Origin of the sequence: Klebsiella sp. RHBSTW-00215 (genome assembly GCF_014103785.1) — a bacterium.
Taxonomy (GTDB): domain Bacteria; phylum Pseudomonadota; class Gammaproteobacteria; order Enterobacterales; family Enterobacteriaceae; genus Klebsiella.
In genome coordinates this window covers 5,893,537-5,913,787 of sequence record NZ_JABXQS010000001.1, presented here as the reverse complement: position 1 = coordinate 5,913,787, position 20,251 = coordinate 5,893,537, and the positions used below count along the sequence as shown (strand labels likewise).

Annotated in this window: 20 protein-coding genes and 1 pseudogene; 17 read left to right on the top strand and 4 right to left on the bottom strand. The window is 56.3% G+C overall.

The window, feature by feature from the left end:
• From eutJ to eutR, 9 genes and pseudogenes are all read left to right on the top strand, one after another.
• Positions 1-840: an ethanolamine utilization protein EutJ gene (gene eutJ, locus HV127_RS28140; protein ID WP_182240257.1), complete on the top strand. Its 840-nt coding sequence runs from the start codon at positions 1-3 to the stop codon at positions 838-840.
• The gene (gene eutG / locus HV127_RS28135; protein ID WP_182240255.1) at positions 830-2,017 is read left to right on the top strand and encodes an ethanolamine utilization ethanol dehydrogenase EutG; all 1,188 of its coding nucleotides are present in this window, start codon (positions 830-832) and stop codon (positions 2,015-2,017) included. The genes eutJ and eutG overlap by 11 nt, the downstream gene beginning before the upstream one ends.
• A 194-nt stretch (positions 2,018-2,211) precedes the next feature.
• Positions 2,212-3,444 carry an ethanolamine utilization protein EutH gene (eutH, locus tag HV127_RS28130; protein WP_182240253.1) on the top strand — a complete coding sequence of 411 codons (1,233 nt, stop codon included), beginning with the start codon at positions 2,212-2,214 and terminating at the stop codon, positions 3,442-3,444.
• Positions 3,441-4,857 (top strand): annotated as a pseudogene (gene eutA, locus HV127_RS28125) (ethanolamine ammonia-lyase reactivating factor EutA). The gene eutH and the pseudogene eutA overlap by 4 nt, the downstream one beginning before the upstream one ends.
• An 11-nt stretch (positions 4,858-4,868) precedes the next feature.
• The gene (gene eutB / locus HV127_RS28120) at positions 4,869-6,230 is read left to right on the top strand and encodes an ethanolamine ammonia-lyase subunit alpha (RefSeq protein ID WP_112212898.1); all 1,362 of its coding nucleotides are present in this window, start codon (positions 4,869-4,871) and stop codon (positions 6,228-6,230) included.
• A gap of 20 nt (positions 6,231-6,250) precedes the next feature.
• Positions 6,251-7,144 (top strand): ethanolamine ammonia-lyase subunit EutC, encoded by an 894-nt coding sequence (gene eutC / locus HV127_RS28115; protein WP_182240877.1) that lies wholly within the window; start codon positions 6,251-6,253, stop codon positions 7,142-7,144.
• 9 nt (positions 7,145-7,153) lie between these two features.
• A complete protein-coding gene (eutL, locus tag HV127_RS28110) occupies positions 7,154-7,813 on the top strand; it encodes an ethanolamine utilization microcompartment protein EutL (RefSeq protein WP_110272180.1) in 660 nt (219 codons plus the stop codon).
• 10 nt (positions 7,814-7,823) lie between these two features.
• Positions 7,824-8,306 carry an ethanolamine utilization microcompartment protein EutK gene (eutK, locus tag HV127_RS28105; protein WP_110272181.1) on the top strand — a complete coding sequence of 161 codons (483 nt, stop codon included), beginning with the start codon at positions 7,824-7,826 and terminating at the stop codon, positions 8,304-8,306.
• Positions 8,307-8,354: 48 nt separating this feature from the next.
• Complete coding sequence (gene eutR / locus HV127_RS28100) at positions 8,355-9,407, top strand: HTH-type transcriptional regulator EutR (protein WP_181485382.1); 1,053 nt, start codon at positions 8,355-8,357, stop codon at positions 9,405-9,407.
• Between the two features lie 290 nt (positions 9,408-9,697).
• On the opposite strand, the gene HV127_RS28095 is transcribed toward eutR, so the two are convergent.
• The 3 genes from HV127_RS28095 to amiA form a co-directional block, all read right to left on the bottom strand.
• A complete protein-coding gene (locus HV127_RS28095; RefSeq protein ID WP_182240251.1) occupies positions 9,698-10,969 on the bottom strand; it encodes a DUF1963 domain-containing protein in 1,272 nt (423 codons plus the stop codon).
• A gap of 175 nt (positions 10,970-11,144) precedes the next feature.
• Positions 11,145-12,044: an oxygen-dependent coproporphyrinogen oxidase gene (gene hemF, locus HV127_RS28090; RefSeq protein ID WP_182240249.1), complete on the bottom strand. Its 900-nt coding sequence runs from the start codon at positions 12,042-12,044 to the stop codon at positions 11,145-11,147.
• Entirely contained in the window at positions 12,044-12,916 is an 873-nt protein-coding gene (gene amiA, locus HV127_RS28085; protein ID WP_182240247.1) for an N-acetylmuramoyl-L-alanine amidase AmiA, read from the bottom strand. Before amiA ends, hemF begins: the two co-directional genes overlap by 1 nt.
• A gap of 211 nt (positions 12,917-13,127) precedes the next feature.
• Here amiA and HV127_RS28080 point away from each other — a divergent pair, with 211 nt between their 5' ends.
• The 4 genes from HV127_RS28080 to HV127_RS28065 all read left to right on the top strand — a co-directional run bounded on the left by HV127_RS28080 (position 13,128) and on the right by HV127_RS28065 (position 15,620).
• Positions 13,128-13,553 (top strand): GNAT family acetyltransferase, encoded by a 426-nt coding sequence (locus tag HV127_RS28080; RefSeq protein WP_004104360.1) that lies wholly within the window; start codon positions 13,128-13,130, stop codon positions 13,551-13,553.
• Positions 13,540-13,989 carry a DUF2919 domain-containing protein gene (locus HV127_RS28075; protein ID WP_182240245.1) on the top strand — a complete coding sequence of 150 codons (450 nt, stop codon included), beginning with the start codon at positions 13,540-13,542 and terminating at the stop codon, positions 13,987-13,989. The genes HV127_RS28080 and HV127_RS28075 overlap by 14 nt, the downstream gene beginning before the upstream one ends.
• 61 nt (positions 13,990-14,050) lie before the next feature.
• Entirely contained in the window at positions 14,051-14,626 is a 576-nt protein-coding gene (locus HV127_RS28070; RefSeq protein WP_182240243.1) for an RpoE-regulated lipoprotein, read from the top strand.
• A 94-nt stretch (positions 14,627-14,720) separates the two neighbouring features.
• Positions 14,721-15,620, top strand: a complete 900-nt coding sequence (locus tag HV127_RS28065) for a Dyp-type peroxidase (protein WP_182240241.1) — start codon at positions 14,721-14,723, stop codon at positions 15,618-15,620.
• Between the two features lie 146 nt (positions 15,621-15,766).
• Here HV127_RS28065 and HV127_RS28060 read toward each other — a convergent pair whose 3' ends face one another.
• Positions 15,767-16,129 carry an endonuclease domain-containing protein gene (locus tag HV127_RS28060; protein WP_182240239.1) on the bottom strand — a complete coding sequence of 121 codons (363 nt, stop codon included), beginning with the start codon at positions 16,127-16,129 and terminating at the stop codon, positions 15,767-15,769.
• Between the two features lie 199 nt (positions 16,130-16,328).
• Here HV127_RS28060 and cysP point away from each other — a divergent pair, with 199 nt between their 5' ends.
• The 4 genes from cysP to cysA are packed head-to-tail and all read left to right on the top strand — an operon-like array spanning position 16,329 to position 20,137.
• Complete coding sequence (cysP, locus tag HV127_RS28055) at positions 16,329-17,345, top strand: thiosulfate/sulfate ABC transporter substrate-binding protein CysP (RefSeq protein WP_181485390.1); 1,017 nt, start codon at positions 16,329-16,331, stop codon at positions 17,343-17,345.
• Positions 17,345-18,178 (top strand): sulfate/thiosulfate ABC transporter permease CysT, encoded by an 834-nt coding sequence (gene cysT / locus HV127_RS28050; RefSeq protein WP_182240237.1) that lies wholly within the window; start codon positions 17,345-17,347, stop codon positions 18,176-18,178. The genes cysP and cysT overlap by 1 nt, the downstream gene beginning before the upstream one ends.
• The gene (cysW, locus tag HV127_RS28045; RefSeq protein WP_110272190.1) at positions 18,178-19,053 is read left to right on the top strand and encodes a sulfate/thiosulfate ABC transporter permease CysW; all 876 of its coding nucleotides are present in this window, start codon (positions 18,178-18,180) and stop codon (positions 19,051-19,053) included. Before cysT ends, cysW begins: the two co-directional genes overlap by 1 nt.
• Complete coding sequence (gene cysA, locus HV127_RS28040) at positions 19,043-20,137, top strand: sulfate/thiosulfate ABC transporter ATP-binding protein CysA (RefSeq protein ID WP_181485391.1); 1,095 nt, start codon at positions 19,043-19,045, stop codon at positions 20,135-20,137. Before cysW ends, cysA begins: the two co-directional genes overlap by 11 nt.
• Positions 20,138-20,251: the final 114 nt, after the last annotated feature.

The window sequence follows — 20,251 nt, the reverse complement described above, 5'->3', positions numbered from 1 at the left end:
ATGGCGCACGACGAACAACTTTGGCTCACCCCGAGGCTGCAAAAAGCGGCTGCCCTGTGTAATCAGACGCCTGCCGCCAGTGAATCACCGCTGTGGCTGGGCGTGGATTTAGGCACCTGCGACGTGGTGTCGATGGTTGTCGACAGCGAAGGGCAGCCGGTGGCGGTGTGCCTGGACTGGGCTGACGTCGTGCGTGACGGCATCGTCTGGGATTTCTTCGGTGCCGTCACCATCGTGCGCCGCCATCTCGACACCCTCGAACAGCAGCTTGGCTGCCGCTTTACCCACGCGGCGACCTCGTTTCCGCCGGGCACCGATCCGCGTATTTCGATCAATGTGCTGGAGTCCGCCGGGCTGGAAGTCAGCCATGTGCTGGATGAACCGACCGCGGTGGCGGATCTGCTGCAACTGGATAACGCGGGCGTGGTGGATATCGGCGGCGGTACCACCGGCATCGCTATCGTCAAACGAGGCGAGGTGGCGTACTCCGCCGACGAAGCCACCGGTGGTCATCACATCTCCCTGACGCTTGCCGGAAACCGCCGTATTCAACTGGAAGAAGCGGAGCAGTACAAGCGCAGCAACGCTCAGGAGATCTGGCCGGTGGTGAAGCCGGTATACGAAAAGATGGCCGAGATTGTTGCTCACCATATTGAAGGGCAGGGAATTGCTGATTTATGGCTGGCGGGCGGCTCCTGTATGCAGCCGGGCGTGGATGCGCTGTTTCGCAAGCGCTTCCCGGAATTGCAGGTGCATTTGCCTCAGCACAGCCTGTTTATGACCCCGCTGGCAATTGCCAGCAGCGGGAGAGAGAAAGCGGAGGGAATCTATGCAAGCTGAATTGCAGACGGCGCTCTTTCAGGCATTCGATACCCTGAATCTGCAACGCGTAAAAACCTTTAGCGTACCGCCGGTCACGCTGTGCGGCCTCGGCGCGCTCAGCACCTGCGGGCAGGAAGCGCAAACTCGCGGTTTGAGCCATCTGTTCGTGATGGTTGATAGTTTTTTGCATCAAGCGGGAATGACCGCCGGGCTTGAACGCAGTCTGGCGATGAAGGGCGTGGCGATGACCGTCTGGCCGTGTCCGCTGGGTGAGCCGTGCATTACCGACGTTTGTGCGGCGGTGGCGCAGCTGCGCGAATCGCAGTGCGACGGCGTAGTGGCCTTTGGTGGCGGTTCAGTGCTGGATGCGGCAAAAGCGGTCGCGCTGCTGGCAACCAATCCTGATCAGACGCTGAGCGCCATGACCGAAACCAGCGCATTGCGCCCGCGCCTGGCGCTGATTGCGGTGCCGACAACGGCCGGAACCGGCTCCGAAACCACCAACGTGACGGTGATTATCGATGCGGTAAGCGGACGTAAGCAGGTGCTGGCGCATGCTTCTCTGATGCCGGATGTGGCGATTCTTGACGCTGCGCTGACTGAAGGTGTTCCTCCTCACGTGACGGCGATGACCGGTATCGATGCGCTGACTCATGCCATAGAAGCTTACAGCGCGCTCAACGCGACGCCGTTCACCGACAGCCTGGCGATTGGCGCGATTGCGATGATTGCCCAGTCGCTGCCGAAAGCGGTGGGCTACGGGCACGACCTCGCTGCGCGCGAAAGCATGTTGCTTGCCTCGTGCATGGCCGGGATGGCTTTTTCCAGCGCCGGTCTGGGCTTATGCCACGCGATGGCGCACCAGCCAGGCGCAGCGCTGCACATTCCGCACGGCCAGGCCAACGCCATGCTGCTGCCGACGGTGATGGAATTTAACCGCATGGTATGCCGCGAACGCTTTAGCCATATCGGCCGGGCGCTAACCGGCAAGAAAACCGATCACCACGACGCAATTGCTGCCGTACGCGAGCTGATTGCCGAAGTGGGCCTGACCAAACGGCTTTCGGATGCCGGAGCGTTACCTGAACACTTCAGTGCATGGGCGCAGGCGGCGCTGGGGGATATTTGTTTGCGTACTAACCCGCGAACCGCCAACCAGGAGCAGATTATCCAGCTGTATACGGCGGCGCAATGATGCGATTTCCCGGAGTACAGGATTGCGGTGACCCCGTAGCCCGGTCAGCGAAGCGCCACCGGGAATGATGCGGGCTGGAGGGTTATCCCGGAGGCGGCGCGTAGCGCCTGTCCGGGCTACAACACCGGCATATCACTCAAGAGTTCCAGGTGTTCACAGTATCTACAAACCATAAATGACAGGGAGTAAGGGCTATGGGAATTAACGAAATCATCATGTACATCATGATGTTCTTTATGCTGATTGCCGCCGTGGACAGGATCCTGTCGCAGTTCGGCGGCTCGGCGCGCTTCCTCGGTAAGATAGGTAAAAGTATCGAGGGATCCGGCAGTCAGTTCGAAGAAGGCTTTATGGCGATGGGCGCGCTGGGCCTGGCGATGGTCGGTATGACCGCGCTGGCTCCGGTACTGGCGCATCTGCTCGGGCCGGTGATTATTCCGCTGTATGAAATGCTCGGTGCAAACCCATCGATGTTCGCCGGGACGCTGCTGGCCTGTGATATGGGTGGCTTCTTCCTCGCCAAAGAGCTGGCAGGCGGCGACATTGCAGCATGGATGTACTCCGGCCTGATTCTGGGTTCCATGATGGGGCCAACCATTGTGTTCTCCATACCGGTCGCGCTCGGCATTATCGAGCCCTCCGATCGTCGTTATCTGGCGCTGGGCGTACTGGCAGGGATTGTCACCATTCCGATCGGCTGTATTGCGGGTGGCCTGATTGCGATGTACTCCGGTGTTGAGGTTAACGGCCAGCCGGTTGAGTTCACCTTCGCGCTGATCCTGATGAACATGATCCCGGTGTTGATTGTCGCTGCGCTGGTGGCGCTGGGGCTGAAGTTTATTCCGGAAAAAATGATCAACGGTTTCCAGATCTTCGCCAAGTTCCTCGTGGCGCTGATCACCATCGGACTTGCCGCTGCGGTGATCAAATTCCTGCTTGGCTGGGATCTGATCCCCGGTCTTGACCCTATCTTTATGGCGGCCGACGACAAGCCAGGCGAAGTGATGCGCGCCATTGAAGTTATCGGATCCATCTCCTGCGTACTGCTCGGTGCCTATCCGATGGTATTGCTGCTGACTCGCTGGTTTGAAAAACCGCTGATGCGCGTCGGCAATCTGCTGAAAGTTAACAATATCGCTGCTGCTGGTATGGTCGCGACGCTGGCCAACAACATCCCGATGTTCGGCATGATGAAGCTCATGGATACTCGCGGCAAAGTCATCAACTGCGCGTTTTCGGTCTCCGCTGCTTTTGCGCTGGGCGACCACTTAGGCTTCGCCGCCGCCAATATGAACGCCATGATCTTCCCGATGATTGTCGGCAAGCTGATCGGCGGCGTGACGGCAATTGGCGTGGCGATGATGTTGGTGCCGAAAGATGAAAACGTTTCTACACCAGCAGAAACCGAAGCGGAGGCGCAATCGTGAACACGCGCCAGCTGCTGAGCGTCGGTATCGATATCGGCACCACCACCACTCAGGTGATCTTCTCGCGCCTTGAGCTGGTGAACCGTGCGGCGGTGTCGCAGGTGCCGCGCTACGAATTCATCAAACGCGAAATTAGCTGGCAAAGCCCGGTCTTCTTTACCCCTGTCGATAAGCAGGGCGGTCTGAAGGAGGCTGAACTTAAGGCGCTGATTCTGGCCCAGTATCAGGCCGCAGGCATTGCGCCTGAATCGGTGGACTCCGGGGCAATCATCATCACCGGTGAGAGTGCGAAAACCCGCAATGCTCGTCCGGCGGTGATGGCGCTGTCGCAGTCGCTGGGGGACTTTGTGGTGGCCAGCGCCGGTCCGCATCTGGAGTCGGTGATTGCTGGTCACGGCGCCGGGGCGCAAACCCTGTCGGAACAGCGCCTGTGCCGGGTGCTGAACATCGACATCGGTGGCGGTACCTCGAACTACGCCCTGTTTGATGCCGGAAAAGTCAGCGGTACAGCCTGCCTGAACGTCGGTGGTCGTCTGCTGGAGACCGATGGGCAAGGGCGCGTGGTTCACGCTCATCAGCCGGGACAGAGGATTGTCGATGAGGTTTTTGGTGCTGGCACCGATGCCCGTTCGCTTAACGCTACCCAGCTGATTCAGGTGGCGCGACGGATGGCGGCGCTTATCGTCGAGGTTATCGACGGTACGCTCTCTCCACTGGCGCAAAAGCTGATGCAAACCGGATTGCTGCCCGTCGATAAGAAGCCAGATGTGATTACCCTTTCCGGCGGGGTGGGAGAGTGCTACCGCAACCAGCCCGCCGATCCGTTCTGTTTTTCTGATATTGGGCCGCTGTTGGCGACGGCGCTGCATGAGCATCCGCGCCTGCGCGAAATGAACGTGCAGTTTCCAGCGCAAACCGTACGTGCCACGGTGATTGGCGCGGGAGCGCACACGCTGTCGCTCTCCGGCAGCACCATCTGGCTGGACGATGTCACTTTGCCGATTCGTAACCTGCCGGTGGCGATCCCGCTTGAGTCTGCTGACCTCGTGACGGCCTGGCAGCAGGCGCTGGTACAGCTCGATCTGGATCCTCAAACCGATGCTTACGTGCTGGCGCTTCCCGCATCGCTTCCGGTGCGCTACGCCGCATTGCTCACGGTTATTGACGCGCTTGTCGCCTTTATCGCGCGTTTTCCCAATCCGCATCCCCTGCTCGCATCCCCTGCTGGTGGTAGCCGAGCAGGATTTTGGCAAGGCGCTGGGCATGCTGCTGCGCCCGCAGTTACAACAACTCCCGCTGGCGGTCATCGATGAGGTGAGCGTCCGGGCGGGGGACTATATCGACATTGGTACGCCTCTTTTTGGCGGATCGGTTGTGCCGGTGACGGTGAAATCACTCGCATTTCCTTCCTGAGGGAACGACTTATGAAACTAAAGACCACATTGTTCGGCAATGTTTATCAGTTTAAGGATGTAAAAGAGGTGCTGGCTAAAGCCAACGAACTGCGTTCGGGGGATGTGCTGGCGGGCGTGGCAGCGGAGAGTTCGCAGCAGCGCGTGGCGGCGAAGCAGGTGCTCTCCGATATGACGGTCGCCGATATTCGTAATAACCCGGTGATCCCTTACGAGGAAGACTGCGTGACGCGCCTGATTCAGGACGATGTCAACGAAACCGCCTATAACCGTATTAAGAACTGGACCATCAGCGACTTGCGCGAATACGTGCTGAACGACGAAGTGACCAGCGACGATATCGCGTTTGTGCGCAAAGGGCTGACTTCCGAAGTGGTGGCGGCGGTGGCGAAGATCAGTTCCAACGCTGACCTGATCTACGGCGCGAAGAAAATGCCGGTGATCAAAAAAGCCAACACGACCATCGGCCTGCCGGGCACCTTTAGCTGCCGTCTGCAGCCGAACGATACCCGTGACGATGTGCAAAGTATTGCCGCGCAAATCTACGAAGGGCTCTCCTTCGGCGCGGGCGATGCGGTGATTGGCGTTAACCCGGTCACCGACGACGTGGAGAACCTGACCCGCGTGCTCGATACCGTTTACGGCGTTATCGACAAATTCAATATCCCGACCCAGGGCTGCGTACTGGCGCACGTCACCACCCAGATCGAAGCGATTCGTCGCGGCGCGCCGGGCGGATTGATTTTCCAGAGTATCTGCGGCAGTGAGAAGGGCTTAAAAGAGTTCGGCGTGGAGCTGGCGATGTTGGATGAAGCGCGCGCGGTTGGCGCGGAGTTCAACCGTATCGCCGGGGAGAACTGCCTTTATTTTGAAACCGGACAGGGCTCGGCGCTGTCGGCTGGCGCGAACTTCGGTGCCGATCAGGTGACGATGGAAGCCCGTAACTACGGTCTGGCGCGGCACTACGATCCGTTCCTCGTTAACACCGTGGTGGGCTTTATCGGGCCGGAATATCTCTACAACGACCGGCAGATTATCCGCGCGGGTCTGGAAGATCACTTTATGGGCAAGCTGAGCGGCATCTCTATGGGCTGCGACTGCTGCTACACCAACCACGCTGACGCCGACCAGAACCTCAACGAAAACCTGATGATTCTGCTCGCCACCGCCGGTTGCAACTACATCATGGGCATGCCGCTCGGCGACGACATCATGCTCAACTATCAGACCACCGCGTTTCACGATACCGCCACCGTCCGTCAGTTGCTGAATTTACGGCCGTCGCCGGAGTTCGAACGCTGGCTGGAAACCATGGGCATTATGGCAAACGGTCGCCTGACCAAACGGGCGGGCGATCCGTCACTGTTCTTTTGATGACGCGGGGATGACACATGATGGATCAAAAGCAGATTGAAGAAATTGTACGTAGCGTGATGGCGTCAATGGGACAACCGCAAACCACGGCGGCAGCGCCGCAGGCGGCGGTGACGAAGTGCGCCAGCCAGTGTGAAGTTGCCGCGGAGAGTTGCGAACTGGATTTAGGTTCGCCTGAAGCCAAGGCCTGGATTGGCGTGCAGCAGCCGCATCGTGCGGAAGTGCTGGCCGAGCTCAAGCGCAGCACCGTGGCGCGCGTTTGTACCGGTCGTGCCGGTCCACGTCCGCGCACCCTCGCGCTGTTGCGCTTTCTTGCCGACCATTCGCGTTCCAAAGATACGGTATTGAAAGAAGTGCCGGAAGAGTGGGTGAAAACCCAGGGCCTGCTGGAGGTGCGTTCAGAAATTAGCGACAAAAACCTCTACCTGACGCGCCCGGATATGGGCCGTCGCCTGAGTGCTGAAGCGATTGAAGCGCTTAAAACGCAGTGCGTAATGAGCCCGGATGTGCAGGTGGTGGTTTCCGATGGCCTCTCGACCGACGCGATTACCGTCAACTATGAAGAGATTCTGCCACCGCTGTTGTCGGGCCTGAAACAAGCTGGATTGAAGGTCGGCACGCCGTTCTTTGTGCGCTACGGGCGCGTCAAAATCGAAGATCAAATTGGCGAAATTCTCGGTGCGAAAGTCGTTGTCCTGTTGGTGGGTGAGCGTCCGGGGCTAGGGCAGTCGGAAAGCCTCTCCTGCTACGCCGTTTACTCTCCGCGCGTGGCGACTACCGTCGAAGCGGATCGTACCTGCATTTCGAATATTCACCAGGGCGGTACGCCGCCGGTAGAAGCGGCCGCGGTGATTGTCGATTTGGCCAAACGCATGCTGGAGCAGAAGGCTTCCGGCATCAACATGACTCGTTAAGGAGGCATCATGCCTGCATTAGATTTAATTCGCCCCTCGGTGACGGCCATGCGCGTGATTGCTTCGGTGAATGACGGTTTCGCGCGCGAACTTAAATTACCGCCACATATACGTAGCCTCGGACTCATCACGGCAGATTCTGATGACGTGACTTATATTGCCGCTGACGAAGCGACAAAACAGGCAATGGTGGAAGTGGTTTATGGCCGTTCTCTGTACGCCGGGGCGGCTCACGGTCCTTCGCCGACGGCGGGGGAAGTGCTGATTATGCTGGGCGGCCCTAACCCGGCGGAGGTTCGCGCCGGTCTGGATGCGATGGTCGCGCATATTGAAGGCGGTGCGGCGTTTCAGTGGGCCAATGACGCCGAAGATACGGCATTCCTCGCACATGTAGTTTCGCGCACCGGCTCGTATCTCTCGTCGACTTCAGGCATCGCGTTGGGTGACCCATTAGCTTATCTGGTCGCGCCGCCTTTGGAAGCGACGTTTGGTATCGATGCGGCCTTGAAATCAGCGGACGTCCAGTTGGTGACCTACGTACCACCGCCGTCAGAAACCAACTATTCGGCGGCGTTTTTGACCGGGAGCCAGGCTGCCTGTAAAGCCGCCTGCAACGCCTTTACCGATGCCGTTCTGGATATAGCCCGCCATCCAATCCAGCGCGCGTAAGGGGGCTGTGATGATCAACGCGCTGGGATTACTGGAAGTGGATGGCATGGTTGCCGCCGTTGACGCAGCGGATGCCATGCTGAAAGCGGCCAACGTGCGTCTACTCAGCCATGAAGTTCTCGACCCCGGGAGGCTGACGCTGGTGATTGAAGGCGATCTGGCGGCGTGCCGTGCGGCGCTGGATGCCGGAAGCGCTGCTGCACAGCGCACGGGCCGTGTTATTAGCCGCCGGGAAATTGGCCGACCGGAAGAGGATACCCAGCGGCTGATTAGCGGCTTTCAACGCCAGCAGGAAACGCCGGAGGCACCTGCAACGACAGAGTCATCAGAAGCTCTGGTGGCGCTGCTGACATCGGTGCGTCAGGGAATGACGGCAGGGGAGGTGGCCGCGCATTTCGGCTGGTCGCTTGAAGAAGCCAGAAAGGCGCTGGAGCAGCTCTTTTCTGCCGGGGCGTTGCGTAAACGCAGTAGTCGCTATCGCTTAAAAAATTAACCAGTCGGAGGTGCCGGGAGCGCGACAGGGTCCCCGGCTCAAAAGATCATGAAAAAGAAAAAACCGGCAAACCTGCACCATCTTTATCATGAAGCATTACCCGAAGACGTTAAACTTACGCCGATGGTGGAAGTGGATAATATTCACCAGCGGCGAACTACCGATGTTTATGAGCACGCTCTGACGATTACCGCCTGGCAGCAGATTTACGATCAGCTGCATCCGGGGCAATTCCACGGTGAGTTCACTGAGATTCTTCTCGATGATATTCAGGTGTTCCGTGAGTATACCGGTCTGGCGCTGCGCCAATCCTGCCTGGTGTGGCCGAATTCCTTCTGGTTCGGAATTCCGGCGACGCGCGGTGAGCAGGGCTTTATTGGTTCGCAGTGTATTGGTAGCGCTGAAATCGCCACCCGGCCCGGCGGAACGGAATTCGAATTAAGTACGCCGGATGACTATACCATTCTGGGGGTGGTTATCTCCGAGGATGTGATTTCCCGTCAGGCCAGCTTCCTGCATCACCCGGAAAGAGTGCTGCATATGCTGCGAAACCAGTCGGCGCTGGAGGTGAAAGAGCAGCATAAAGCCGCGCTGTGGGGCTTTGTGCAGCAGGCGCTGGCGACATTTAGCGAGAGTCCGGACAATCTTCATCAGCCTGCGGTGCGCAAAGTTCTGGGCGATAATCTGCTGTTGGCGATGGGGGCGATGCTGGAAGAGGCGCAGCCGATGGTCACCGCCGAGAGCATCAGCCATCAAAGCTATCGACGGCTACTATCCCGGGCGCGAGAGTATGTGCTGGAGAATATGTCGGAGCCGCTGACCGTTCTCGACTTATGTAATCAGCTGCATGTTAGCCGCCGCACGCTGCAAAATGCTTTTCACGCCATTCTGGGGATTGGCCCGAACGCGTGGCTGAAGCGCATTCGTTTAAACGCGGTACGTCGGGAGCTTATTAGCCCGTGGTCGCAAAGCGCGACGGTCAAAGATGCCGCGATGCAGTGGGGATTCTGGCATTTGGGACAGTTCGCCACCGATTATCAACAGCTATTTGCCGAGAAACCGTCGCTGACGCTGCATCAAAGGATGCGCCAGTGCGTTTGATGTTGGTGGGCAGGCTCTCCGGTTGCTGACAACGTGCGCGTTTCGGCAATTGCCCGGTGGCGGCTAGCGCCTTACCGGGCCTACGAGATCCGCGTATGACATCAAGCCCGTAGCCAGTAAGGGCAATATACCGTGAACGTTTGTCTATTTTTAGTCAGTAACCCGCAGGCGGCTATTGGCTTGCAGACGGCTGTGAATCCGTAGGCCGGGCAAGGCATCAGCCGCCGCCCGGCAGAAACGCGAGCACAATATTCAAAACAGTTTTGTCATCAGGCTCTAAGATTGAGCGTTTATGTTTGCTGATAAGATGTCGCCGTTGTACGGCAAGTGGGGCAGATAAACCCGTAAAGCATCCCGTCGGCGTATTCCTCAATATCTTCATAACTTATCTGCGCGAGGAACATCATCGTTTGCGCGCATGTTGGACATTTTGGATATTCCGCATCCTGAACCCAGGCCGGATGACCGCCGAGCTGTGAAAAGGTCGTGGGTAAATTGGGATCGGCGGCGAACAGCGGCAAGCGCGTTTCGCCAGGATGCAGTATATCAAGCGGGAGCGTTATCCAGTCGGCGGAGTTCTTCACCGCCAGCGCCGAGATCGCATTTTTTTCGAACCATCGCGGCTGACCCTGGGGATCCAGTGTCGCGAAAACGGTGTCATATACCGTACAGCACTGGCAGATCAGAATACGAATTTTCTCGGGCCAGCAATCCGCGTTGAGACCGACGGCGCCCGGCGCAACCTCAAACAGATTGATCAGCGGCAGGGAGCAGTGCGGGCAGTTCTCACCATATTCTGTGACGGCGCGAAAAACGGCGAGTTGTTTAGGCGCCTGTTTTACCAGATGGGTACATTGCGAGAAGTAAAGATCGCGCCTGCTACCATTTTCAGCGAGCTCCCATCCTGCCTGGTGAGCATAGTGATGAGGGAGGACATAAAGTGAAGCACTCCACGAAGGTGGTTCCTGACGCCATCGGTTAAAACGCTCAACGACAACCTCATCGCCAATCCAGGCCAGTGCGCAAAGAATGCCGTCACGGTTTTCGGCATCGGTTTCAACCTTCTGCAAAAGCGCATCGCGTACGTCAGGCGGCGCGCGGTGAAAAGGCAGGGGGGAAGCTAGCTCCAGTTCCTCTTCATTTATTACCAGGCGTAAGAAATTATCCAGATTTGCCCGGGTAAATGCCGCCAGGCACAGAGCAATTTCCTGTGCATCATCCTCGTAACCAGAATCAAATAAATCTTCTGCATAATCGGCCATGTAGCGGCATTCATCAGCGGAGAGCTTTTTGTAAAGCTCATCGGTTGGAATGGGGCAGGGGACCCATTCGATTAACGGATCGTGTTCCCGGGGCTCATGAACGAGTTTAAGCATTTCAACAGGGTCGCTAATACCGCTGAACGCATCGATCGTTTTTCTGTTTTTCCGGATATATTCTTCCTGCTCTTGCCGATAGCGCGCATTGACGCAGGGCATGCAATAACCCTCCGTGCGGGCAGCCGTCGCTGGCAGAATGTGATGTGAGCATTGCGGGTTTTTGCAGGGAATTCGCTCGTCCATGCGGTAAATATTCCATATCAGATATGTCGAACGCCTACTGTACCGCGGTGAAAGCTTAACAGCAGCAGGCTGTTATCCGATTTTTTTCCGTGTAAGTGGTCACGATAAATATCGTCAACTTTTCCACTTGGCTATTTTTTCGGGGACGGAGGGTTTTAATAAACAGCTCGGTAAATTAAACCCAATCTCTTACCTGAATAAGTTCGCTGAGCGCCGCCTCCGGGCTGCCCGCTTCCGGCTGATAATCATATTCCCAGCGGACCAGCGGAGGCATCGACATCAGGATGGATTCGGTGCGTCCGCCGGTTTGCAGGCCGAACAGGGTTCCGCGATCCCACACCAGATTGAACTCCACGTAGCGCCCGCGACGGTAGAGTTGAAAATCGCGCTCGCGCTCGCCCCAGAGCATCTCTTTGCGTCGCTCGACAATCGGCAAATATGCGTCGGTATAGCCGTTGCCAACCGCCTGCATAAAGTCGAAACAATGGTCGAAATTCGGGGAATTTAAATCATCGAAAAACAGTCCGCCGATGCCGCGCTGCTCATTACGATGTTTGAGGAAGAAATAATCGTCACACCATTTTTTGTAGCGCGGATAAACCTCTTCGCCGAAGGGATGGCATAAATCACGGGCGGTACGATGCCAGTGAACGGCATCTTCTTCAAAACCGTAATAGGGGGTTAAATCGAAGCCGCCGCCGAACCACCACACTGGCTCCGCGCCCGGTTTTTGCGCAATAAAGAAACGCACGTTGGCATGGCTGGTGGGAATGTACGGACTGCGCGGATGCACCACCAGCGACACGCCCATGGCTTCGAAGCTGCGGCCCGCCAGCTCAGGGCGATGAGCGGTAGCAGAAGCCGGCATCGCATCGCCGTGTACATGCGAGAAGTTCACGCCTGCCTGCTCAAAGATACCGCCGTCGCGCAGCACCCGGCTGCGCCCGCCGCCGCCGGCTTCCCGCTGCCAGCTATCTTCAACGAAATCGCTGCCGTCAACGGCGCTCAGCTTTTGGCAGATAGTGTCCTGCAACTGAAGAAGGAATGCTTTTACCTGCTGTGCGTCGGGTTTCATTAACGTCTCGTCGAATGGGCTTTCTGGTTATCGAACCAGTGGAAATAACTAATAATGCCGTTAGCAATCGCCGTGGCGATTTTCTGCCGGAACGCGGTAGTGCCCAGCAGTTTTTCTTCGTTCGGATTGGTGATAAACGAGGTTTCCACCAGCACTGACGGAATCGACGGCGACTTTAGCACCACGAACGCCGCCTGTTCAGTATTGCGACTATGCAGCTTATGCACCGGCTTTATCTTTTTCAGGATATGCGAGCCGAGCGTCAGGCTGTTTTTGATGGTATCAGTTTGCACCAGGTCGAAGAGCACTTGCTGCAATAGGTGGTCTTTATCCGTCGCTTTCTTGCCAGCGACTTCATCCGCACGGTTTTCACGATCGGAGAGATATTTTGCCATGGCGCTACTGGCGCCGCGGTTGGAAAGGGCGAACACGGAGGCCCCGGCTGCGCTCGGATTGGTGAAACCGTCGGCGTGAATCGACATGAAGAGGTCGGCACCGTGCTGATGGGCTATCTCTACGCGGTCGTATAGCGGAATAAAGGTATCGCCGCTGCGCGTCAGTCGCGCATCGATGCCGTTGTTGCGCAGAATGCTGCGCACGTTTTTAGCGATCGCCAGGACAACGTGTTTCTCTTTTGAGCCGTTATGGCCAATTGCACCGGTATCAATGCCGCCATGGCCCGGGTCGAGCATGACGACGCGTTTAGCGCCTTTTTTCTTCGCGGCGGGTTTGCTGTGACCGTTAGATGTTTTTAACGGTTGTTCTTTCGCGCTGGCCTGTGAGGCGATCCCTGAAAGGGTGATTGCTGCCAGCCCGGCTTTCAGCACCTGGCGGCGCGAAGAAAGTATTTTTAAGGGTTTAAAAGTGCTCATTCGGCCTGAATTGCAAACAAGTGGTAACCAATGTTATATCGTATCGTGTTTTCTGATACGACCATTCAAAATAAGAATTGTTTTACTTTTCATTTCAATACATGACAAAGTCATATTATGCCATTTTTTGCGGCTCATTGCGCCTGATATTGGCTATCGCGCGCAATCGCGCCATAATCACTGTTTTTAACCGTTAATGGTGGGGAATACCATGGAGATACGCGTTTTTCGCCAACAAGATTTCGAAGAGGTGATTACCCTGTGGGAGCGTTGCGATCTCCTGCGGCCATGGAACGATCCGGAAATGGATATTGAACGTAAGCTGAACCACGATGCCAGCTTGTTCCTGGTTGCCGAGGTTAATGGCGAAGTCGTCGGCACGGTAATGGGTGGTTATGACGGCCATCGCGGGTCGGCTTATTACCTTGGCGTGCACCCTGAATATCGTGGTCGCGGCATTGCGAATGCGTTGCTTAACCGGCTGGAGAAAAAGCTGATTGCCCGCGGCTGTCCAAAAATCAACATTATGATACGTGAAGATAACGACGTGGTTCAGGGGATGTACGAGCGGCTCGGCTATGAGCATTCGGACGTGCTGTGCCTCGGTAAACGCTTAATTGAAGATGAAGAATACTGAATTTATCCCCTCCGATTTTGATAGCCATGGTCGCCTGCGTTTGCCGTTCCTATTTTGGTGCGTGCTGCTGTTGCAGGCGCGGACGTGGGTGTTGTTTCTGATGGCAGGCGCGTCGCGTCAACAAGGCGATGCGCTGCTGAATCTGTTTTATCCGAATCATGATAATTTTTGGCTGGGGTTGCTGCCCGGTATTCCGGCAGTGCTGGCGTTTGTCGTCAGCGGACACCGTCAAAAATTTCCTCGGCTTTGGCCGCTGATGCGCTGGCTGCTGGTCTTCTCGCAAATATTGCTGCTGGTCTGGCAGCCGTTACTGTGGCTGAGCGGTGAATCACCTTCGGCGGTGACCATCGCCCTGTTGGCGGCGGATCTTTACGCGCTCTGGTGGCTATTAAGCAGCCGTCGGCTGAAAGCCTGTTTTCGTGACGAACAGCTTTAAGGGCACTTTTTGCCGATCGCGTACTCCAACATGCGTTGAATTAATAAGAAAGGACTGAGTCATGAAATCGCGACGTTTACTTCTCTGCGCATTACCGCTGGTCTTAACCGGTTGCTCAACAATGAGCGCGGTCAACTGGTCAGCGGCCTATCCGTGGAACTGGTTTGGTTCCTCAACGGAGGTTACCGAGCAGGGCGTGGGCAACCTGACCGCCGCGACGCCGATGAGCGAGCAGGCCATTAGCGATGCGCTTGGCAGCAGCTATCGCCTGCGCAGCGGTATGAAAACCGCCAATGGCAACATCGTGCGCTATTTCGAAGCATTAAAAGATGACAAGGTCGCGCTGACCATCAACGGTGAGAGCGGCACCATCAGCCGTATCAACGTGCGCGATAGCAATATCGAAGCCGCCAGCGGCGTGAAAATAGGCACACCGTTTAGCGACATCTACAGTAAAGCTTTCGGCAACTGTCAGAAAGGCCATCATGACAACGGCACGGTTGTGGAATGTAAAGCCAAAGGCAGCCAGCACATCAGCTATGTATTCACTGGTAACTGGAGCGGGCCTGAAGAGCTGATGCCTTCTGACGATACGCTGAAGAACTGGCCGGTGAGCGAGATTATCTGGCGTCGCTAATTTGATCTGAAGTGACTCGACGTTCTGAAAAAGCGAGTACAATAGCGCCTTAAAAAGGCCACAGCGTTGTGGCTGTATAATTTCAGGAGGAGCGATGTCTCAGGTTCAGAGCGGCATTTTGCCGGAACATTGCCGTGCGGCGATTTGGATTGAAGCGAATGTTAAAGGCGACGTTGATGCACTGCGTGAAGCCAGCAAGGTTTTTGCCGATAAGTTAGCTACTTTTGAGGCGAAATATCCGGATGCTAAACTGGGGGCTGTGGTTGCTTTTGGCCATAACGTCTGGCGTCAGCTGAGCGGCGGCGTGGGCGCGGAAGAGTTAAAAGACTTCCCGGTCTATGGTAAAGGTCTGGCGCCGTCAACTCAGTATGATGTGCTGATCCACATTTTATCCGCGCGGCATGAGGTGAACTTCTCTGTTGCCCAGGCGGCAATGGCTGCGTTTGGTAACATCATTGACGTTAAAGAAGAGATTCACGGCTTCCGCTGGATTGAAGAGCGCGACCTGAGCGGCTTTGTTGATGGCACCGAAAACCCAGCGGGTGAAGAGACGCGCCGTGAAGTCGCCGTTATCAAAGATGGCGTTGATGCAGGCGGCAGCTACGTTTTCGTTCAGCGCTGGGAACATAACCTCAAACAGCTTAACCGCATGAGCGTTCCAGACCAGGAAATGATGATTGGTCGTACCAAAGAAGCCAACGAAGAGATTGACGGCGACGATCGTCCGGAAACCTCCCACCTGAGCCGCGTTGATCTGAAGGAAGATGGTAAAGGCCTGAAGATTGTGCGCCAGAGCCTGCCGTACGGCACCGCCAGCGGCGTTCATGGTCTCTACTTCTGTGCCTACTGCGCGCGCCTGTACAACATTGAGCAGCAGTTGCTGAGTATGTTCGGCGATACCGATGGTAAGCGCGATGCGATGCTGCGCTTTACTAAACCGGTGACCGGCGGGTACTACTTCGCGCCGTCGCTGGAGAGGTTGCAGGCGCTGTAAACTTTTCCCCTCACCCTAACCCTCTCCCCACAGGGGAGAGGGGATCGATCGGCGTTGTGGGTGAGTACAGTTTCTCCTCGGCGCGGCAGACGGAACGATCGGCGTTGTTGGTGAGATCGAGCGTCGACTGCCTTTCTCCCTCTCCCTCAGGGAGAGGGCCGGGGTGAGGGTATCCGCGACTCAAGCGCTTCAAGTATCCTCTCCATCACCGCCCCCTCATGATGTTCAAACTCATTATTCCAGAAGCGTAAAACTCGCCATCCCTGACTCTGCAGCCATCTGGTGCGACGGGCATCGTAAACGCTCCTCTCATCGTGTTGCCCGCCATCCAGCTCAATCGCCAGCCGTACTGCGCAGCAGGCAAAATCGAGAATATAGGGGCCAACGGGATGCTGGCGGTGAAACTTGTAGCGAGCAAAGCGACGGTCGCGGAGTAAATACCACAGTCGACGTTCCGCGGGCGTTAAGCTACGTCTGAGCTGCCGAGCTAATATCTGTGCATTTTTCATGTCAGCACAGTGCCCGCTTACCCACCGTTTGTCATAATGACACTTCGATTCTGGAAGCCGAATTCAGAAATGCTTTCCTATGTCCTTATTCTCTTTTCGACTTCCAAATCGCCAAACGGTATATAAAACCGTTACTCCTTTCATCACCGTTATAAATATGATGATCACCAGAAAGTCATCAAATTGATAAGGGTGCGCAATGGCCGTTAAATCACTGAAAAAAGGATATCTGGCGCTGGCAGCTTCTGTGCTGTTGGTTGCGCAGGCGCAGGCGACGGAACTGCTGAACAGTTCCTACGATGTTTCCCGCGAGCTGTTTGCCGCCCTTAACCCGCCGTTTGAACAGCAGTGGGCGAAAGATAACGCTGGCGATAAGCTGACGATTAAACAATCTCATGCCGGGTCATCAAAACAGGCGCTGGCGATTCTGCAAGGCCTGAAGGCCGACGTGGTGACCTATAACCAGGTGACCGACGTGCAGATCCTGCACGACAAAGGCAAGCTGATTCCGGCCGACTGGCAAAGCCGTTTGCCGAATAACAGCTCGCCGTTTTACTCCACCATGGGATTCCTGGTGCGCAAAGGTAATCCGAAAAATATTCACGACTGGAATGACCTGGTGCGCTCCGATGTGAAACTGATTTTCCCGAACCCGAAAACCTCAGGCAACGCGCGTTATACCTATTTAGCCGCGTGGGGCGCCGCGGACAAAGCTGACGGTGGCGATAAAGCCAAAACCGAGCAGTTTATGACCCAATTTCTGAAGAACGTTGAAGTGTTTGATACCGGTGGTCGCGGTGCTACTACCACCTTTGCGGAACGCGGGTTGGGCGATGTACTGATTAGTTTTGAATCGGAAGTGAATAACATCCGCAAACAGTACGAAGATCAGGGATTCGAGGTGGTTATTCCTAAAACCAATATCCTGGCTGAATTCCCGGTGGCCTGGGTGGATAAAAACGTCAAAGCCAATGGTACGGAAAAGGCGGCGAAGGCCTACCTGACCTGGCTCTACAGCCCACAAGCGCAGACAATTATTACCGACTATTACTATCGCGTGAACAACCCGAAAGTGATGGATGGATTGAAAGATAAATTCCCGCAAACTGAACTGTTCCGTGTAGAGGACCAGTTTGGATCATGGCCGGAAGTGATGAAAACCCACTTTGTCAGCGGCGGTGAGCTGGACAAACTGCTGGCGGCGGGGCGTAAGTAATGTTTGCTGTTGCATCAAAGCGCGTGCTGCCGGGCTTTACCCTGAGCCTCGGCACCAGCCTGCTGTTTGTTTGCTTGATTCTGCTGCTGCCGTTGAGCGCGCTGGTGATGCAGCTCTCTGAGATGACCTGGGCTCAGTACTGGGATGTGGTCACTAATCCCCAGGTGGTGGCGGCCTATAAAGTCACCCTGCTGTCGGCCTTCGTAGCGTCGATTTTCAACGGCGTATTTGGTCTCCTGATGGCGTGGATCCTTACGCGCTACCGTTTTCCGGGCCGTACGCTGCTGGATGCGTTGATGGATCTGCCGTTTGCCCTGCCGACGGCAGTAGCGGGTCTGACGCTGGCGTCGCTATTCTCGATTAACGGTTTTTACGGCGAGTGGCTGGCGAAGTTTGATATCAAAGTGACTTATACCTGGCTGGGTATCGCAGTAGCGATGGCCTTTACCAGCATCCCGTTTGTGGTGCGTACGGTGCAGCCGGTGCTCGAAGAGTTGGGTCCGGAGTATGAAGAAGCGGCGGAAACGCTGGGCGCGACGCGTCTGCAGAGCTTTCGCAAAGTGGTGTTGCCGGAGCTGTCTCCGGCGCTGCTGGCTGGGATTGCGTTGTCGTTTACCCGTAGCCTCGGCGAGTTCGGTGCGGTGATTTTTATCGCCGGTAACATCGCGTGGAAAACGGAAGTGACCTCGCTGATGATTTTCGTTCGTTTGCAGGAGTTTGATTACCCTGCCGCCAGCGCGATTGCTTCGGTGATCCTCGCGGCATCGTTACTGCTACTGTTCTCAATTAACACCCTGCAAAGTCGCTTTGGTCGACGTGTGGTAGGTCATTAATGGCGATCGTTGCTCAATTGAAGCGTTATGACGCGCCCCGTATTAACTGGGGAAAATGGTTTCTGATTGGTACCGGGATGCTGGTTTCCGCCTTCATTCTGATTGTGCCGATGGTCTATATCTTCGTGCAGGCGTTTAGCAAAGGCCTGATGCCGGTGCTGCAAAACCTTGCCGATCCGGACATGCTGCATGCTATCTGGCTGACGGTGATGATTGCTTTGATTACCGTGCCGGTAAACCTGGTGTTCGGTGTGCTGCTTGCCTGGCTGGTGACGCGCTTTACTTTTCCGGGTCGCCAACTGCTGCTGACGCTGCTGGATATTCCGTTTGCCGTCTCGCCGGTGGTGGCGGGGCTGGTTTATTTGCTGTTTTACGGTTCTAACGGCCCGCTGGGCGGTTGGCTCGATGAGCACAACCTGCAGATTATGTTCGCCTGGCCGGGTATGGTGCTGGCGACCATCTTTGTGACCTGCCCGTTTGTGGTTCGCGAGCTGGTGCCGGTGATGATGAGCCAGGGTAGCCATGAAGATGAGGCGGCGATTTTGCTCGGCGCTTCGGGCTGGCAGATGTTCCGTCGCGTTACCTTGCCAAACATCCGCTGGGCGCTGCTCTACGGCGTGGTGCTGACCAACGCCCGCGCCATCGGTGAATTCGGCGCCGTGTCGGTAGTTTCCGGCTCGATTCGCGGCGAAACTTTATCGCTGCCGCTGCAAATTGAATTACTGGAGCAGGATTACAACACCGTCGGTTCGTTTACCGCCGCCGCCCTGCTGACGTTAATGGCTATTTTGACCTTGTTTTTGAAGAGTATGGTGCAATGGCGTTTGGCCAATCAGGAAAAACGCGCGCAACTGGAGGGAAATCATGAGCATTGAGATTGCCAATATTAAGAAGTCTTTTGGTCGCACCCAGGTGCTGAATGATATCTCACTGGATATCCCCTCCGGACAGATGGTTGCGCTGCTGGGGCCGTCCGGTTCCGGGAAAACTACGCTGCTGCGTATTATTGCCGGGCTGGAGAATCAGTCCAGCGGGCATATCCGTTTTCACGGCACCGACGTGAGCCGCGTGCATGCGCGCGATCGCAAAGTTGGATTCGTGTTCCAGCATTACGCGCTGTTTCGCCATATGACGGTGTTCGACAACATTGCTTTTGGCCTGACGGTGCTGCCTAGGCGCGAACGGCCAAATGCGGCCGGTATTAAAGCAAAAGTGACCAAACTGCTGGAAATGGTGCAGCTGGCGCATCTGGCCGATCGCTATCCGGCCCAGCTCTCCGGCGGGCAAAAGCAGCGCGTGGCTTTGGCTCGTGCGCTGGCGGTTGAACCGCAAATCTTGCTGCTGGATGAACCTTTCGGCGCGCTGGATGCTCAGGTGCGTAAAGAACTGCGGCGCTGGCTGCGTCAGCTGCATGAAGAGCTGAAATTCACCAGCGTATTTGTAACGCACGATCAGGAAGAAGCCACTGAAGTGGCGGATCGCGTGGTAGTGATGAGCCAGGGCAATATCGAACAGGCCGATGCGCCTGACCTGGTGTGGCGTGAGCCTGCCACCCGCTTTGTGCTGGAGTTTATGGGCGAAGTTAACCGCCTGAAAGGCACCATTCGCGGCGGTCAGTTCCACGTCGGCGCACATCGCTGGCCGTTGGGCTATACCCCGGCATATCAGGGGCCGGTCGATCTGTTCCTGCGTCCGTGGGAAGTGGATATCAGCCGTCGCACCAGCCTTGATTCGCCGCTGCCGGTACAGGTACTTGAAGCCAGCCCCAAAGGCCACTACACCCAATTAGTTGTTCAGCCCCTTGGGTGGTATGACGAACCGTTGACCGTGGTACTGCAGGGAGAAGACGCGCCGTATCGCGGTGAGCGCCTGTTTGTCGGCTTACAAAATGCACGCCTGTACAACGGCAACGAACGTATCGAGCCGCGCGGGGAGCTTGCTCTGGCTGAATCGGCCTGATAGCTTAATCCGCAAGTTTATCGCCGTTTTCGCAACGGCAGGATTTGGTAGCCCGGGTTAGACGCAATGCGTCTTCATCCGGGGACGTTTGCAGGCCGGGTAAACTCTCACCCG

What these genes read in the sequence shown, in the direction of transcription:
- eutJ (WP_182240257.1), top strand. Translation starts at nt 1, where the DNA reads ATGGCGCACGACGAACAACTTTGGCTCACCCCGAGGCTGCAAAAAGCG.
- eutG (WP_182240255.1), top strand. Translation starts at nt 830, where the DNA reads ATGCAAGCTGAATTGCAGACGGCGCTCTTTCAGGCATTCGATACCCTG.
- eutH (WP_182240253.1), top strand. Translation starts at nt 2,212, where the DNA reads ATGGGAATTAACGAAATCATCATGTACATCATGATGTTCTTTATGCTG.
- eutB (WP_112212898.1), top strand. Translation starts at nt 4,869, where the DNA reads ATGAAACTAAAGACCACATTGTTCGGCAATGTTTATCAGTTTAAGGAT.
- eutC (WP_182240877.1), top strand. Translation starts at nt 6,251, where the DNA reads ATGGATCAAAAGCAGATTGAAGAAATTGTACGTAGCGTGATGGCGTCA.
- eutL (WP_110272180.1), top strand. Translation starts at nt 7,154, where the DNA reads ATGCCTGCATTAGATTTAATTCGCCCCTCGGTGACGGCCATGCGCGTG.
- eutK (WP_110272181.1), top strand. Translation starts at nt 7,824, where the DNA reads ATGATCAACGCGCTGGGATTACTGGAAGTGGATGGCATGGTTGCCGCC.
- eutR (WP_181485382.1), top strand. Translation starts at nt 8,355, where the DNA reads ATGAAAAAGAAAAAACCGGCAAACCTGCACCATCTTTATCATGAAGCA.
- HV127_RS28095 (WP_182240251.1), bottom strand. Translation starts at nt 10,969, where the DNA reads ATGGACGAGCGAATTCCCTGCAAAAACCCGCAATGCTCACATCACATT.
- hemF (WP_182240249.1), bottom strand. Translation starts at nt 12,044, where the DNA reads ATGAAACCCGACGCACAGCAGGTAAAAGCATTCCTTCTTCAGTTGCAG.
- amiA (WP_182240247.1), bottom strand. Translation starts at nt 12,916, where the DNA reads ATGAGCACTTTTAAACCCTTAAAAATACTTTCTTCGCGCCGCCAGGTG.
- HV127_RS28080 (WP_004104360.1), top strand. Translation starts at nt 13,128, where the DNA reads ATGGAGATACGCGTTTTTCGCCAACAAGATTTCGAAGAGGTGATTACC.
- HV127_RS28075 (WP_182240245.1), top strand. Translation starts at nt 13,540, where the DNA reads ATGAAGAATACTGAATTTATCCCCTCCGATTTTGATAGCCATGGTCGC.
- HV127_RS28070 (WP_182240243.1), top strand. Translation starts at nt 14,051, where the DNA reads ATGAAATCGCGACGTTTACTTCTCTGCGCATTACCGCTGGTCTTAACC.
- HV127_RS28065 (WP_182240241.1), top strand. Translation starts at nt 14,721, where the DNA reads ATGTCTCAGGTTCAGAGCGGCATTTTGCCGGAACATTGCCGTGCGGCG.
- HV127_RS28060 (WP_182240239.1), bottom strand. Translation starts at nt 16,129, where the DNA reads ATGAAAAATGCACAGATATTAGCTCGGCAGCTCAGACGTAGCTTAACG.
- cysP (WP_181485390.1), top strand. Translation starts at nt 16,329, where the DNA reads ATGGCCGTTAAATCACTGAAAAAAGGATATCTGGCGCTGGCAGCTTCT.
- cysT (WP_182240237.1), top strand. Translation starts at nt 17,345, where the DNA reads ATGTTTGCTGTTGCATCAAAGCGCGTGCTGCCGGGCTTTACCCTGAGC.
- cysW (WP_110272190.1), top strand. Translation starts at nt 18,178, where the DNA reads ATGGCGATCGTTGCTCAATTGAAGCGTTATGACGCGCCCCGTATTAAC.
- cysA (WP_181485391.1), top strand. Translation starts at nt 19,043, where the DNA reads ATGAGCATTGAGATTGCCAATATTAAGAAGTCTTTTGGTCGCACCCAG.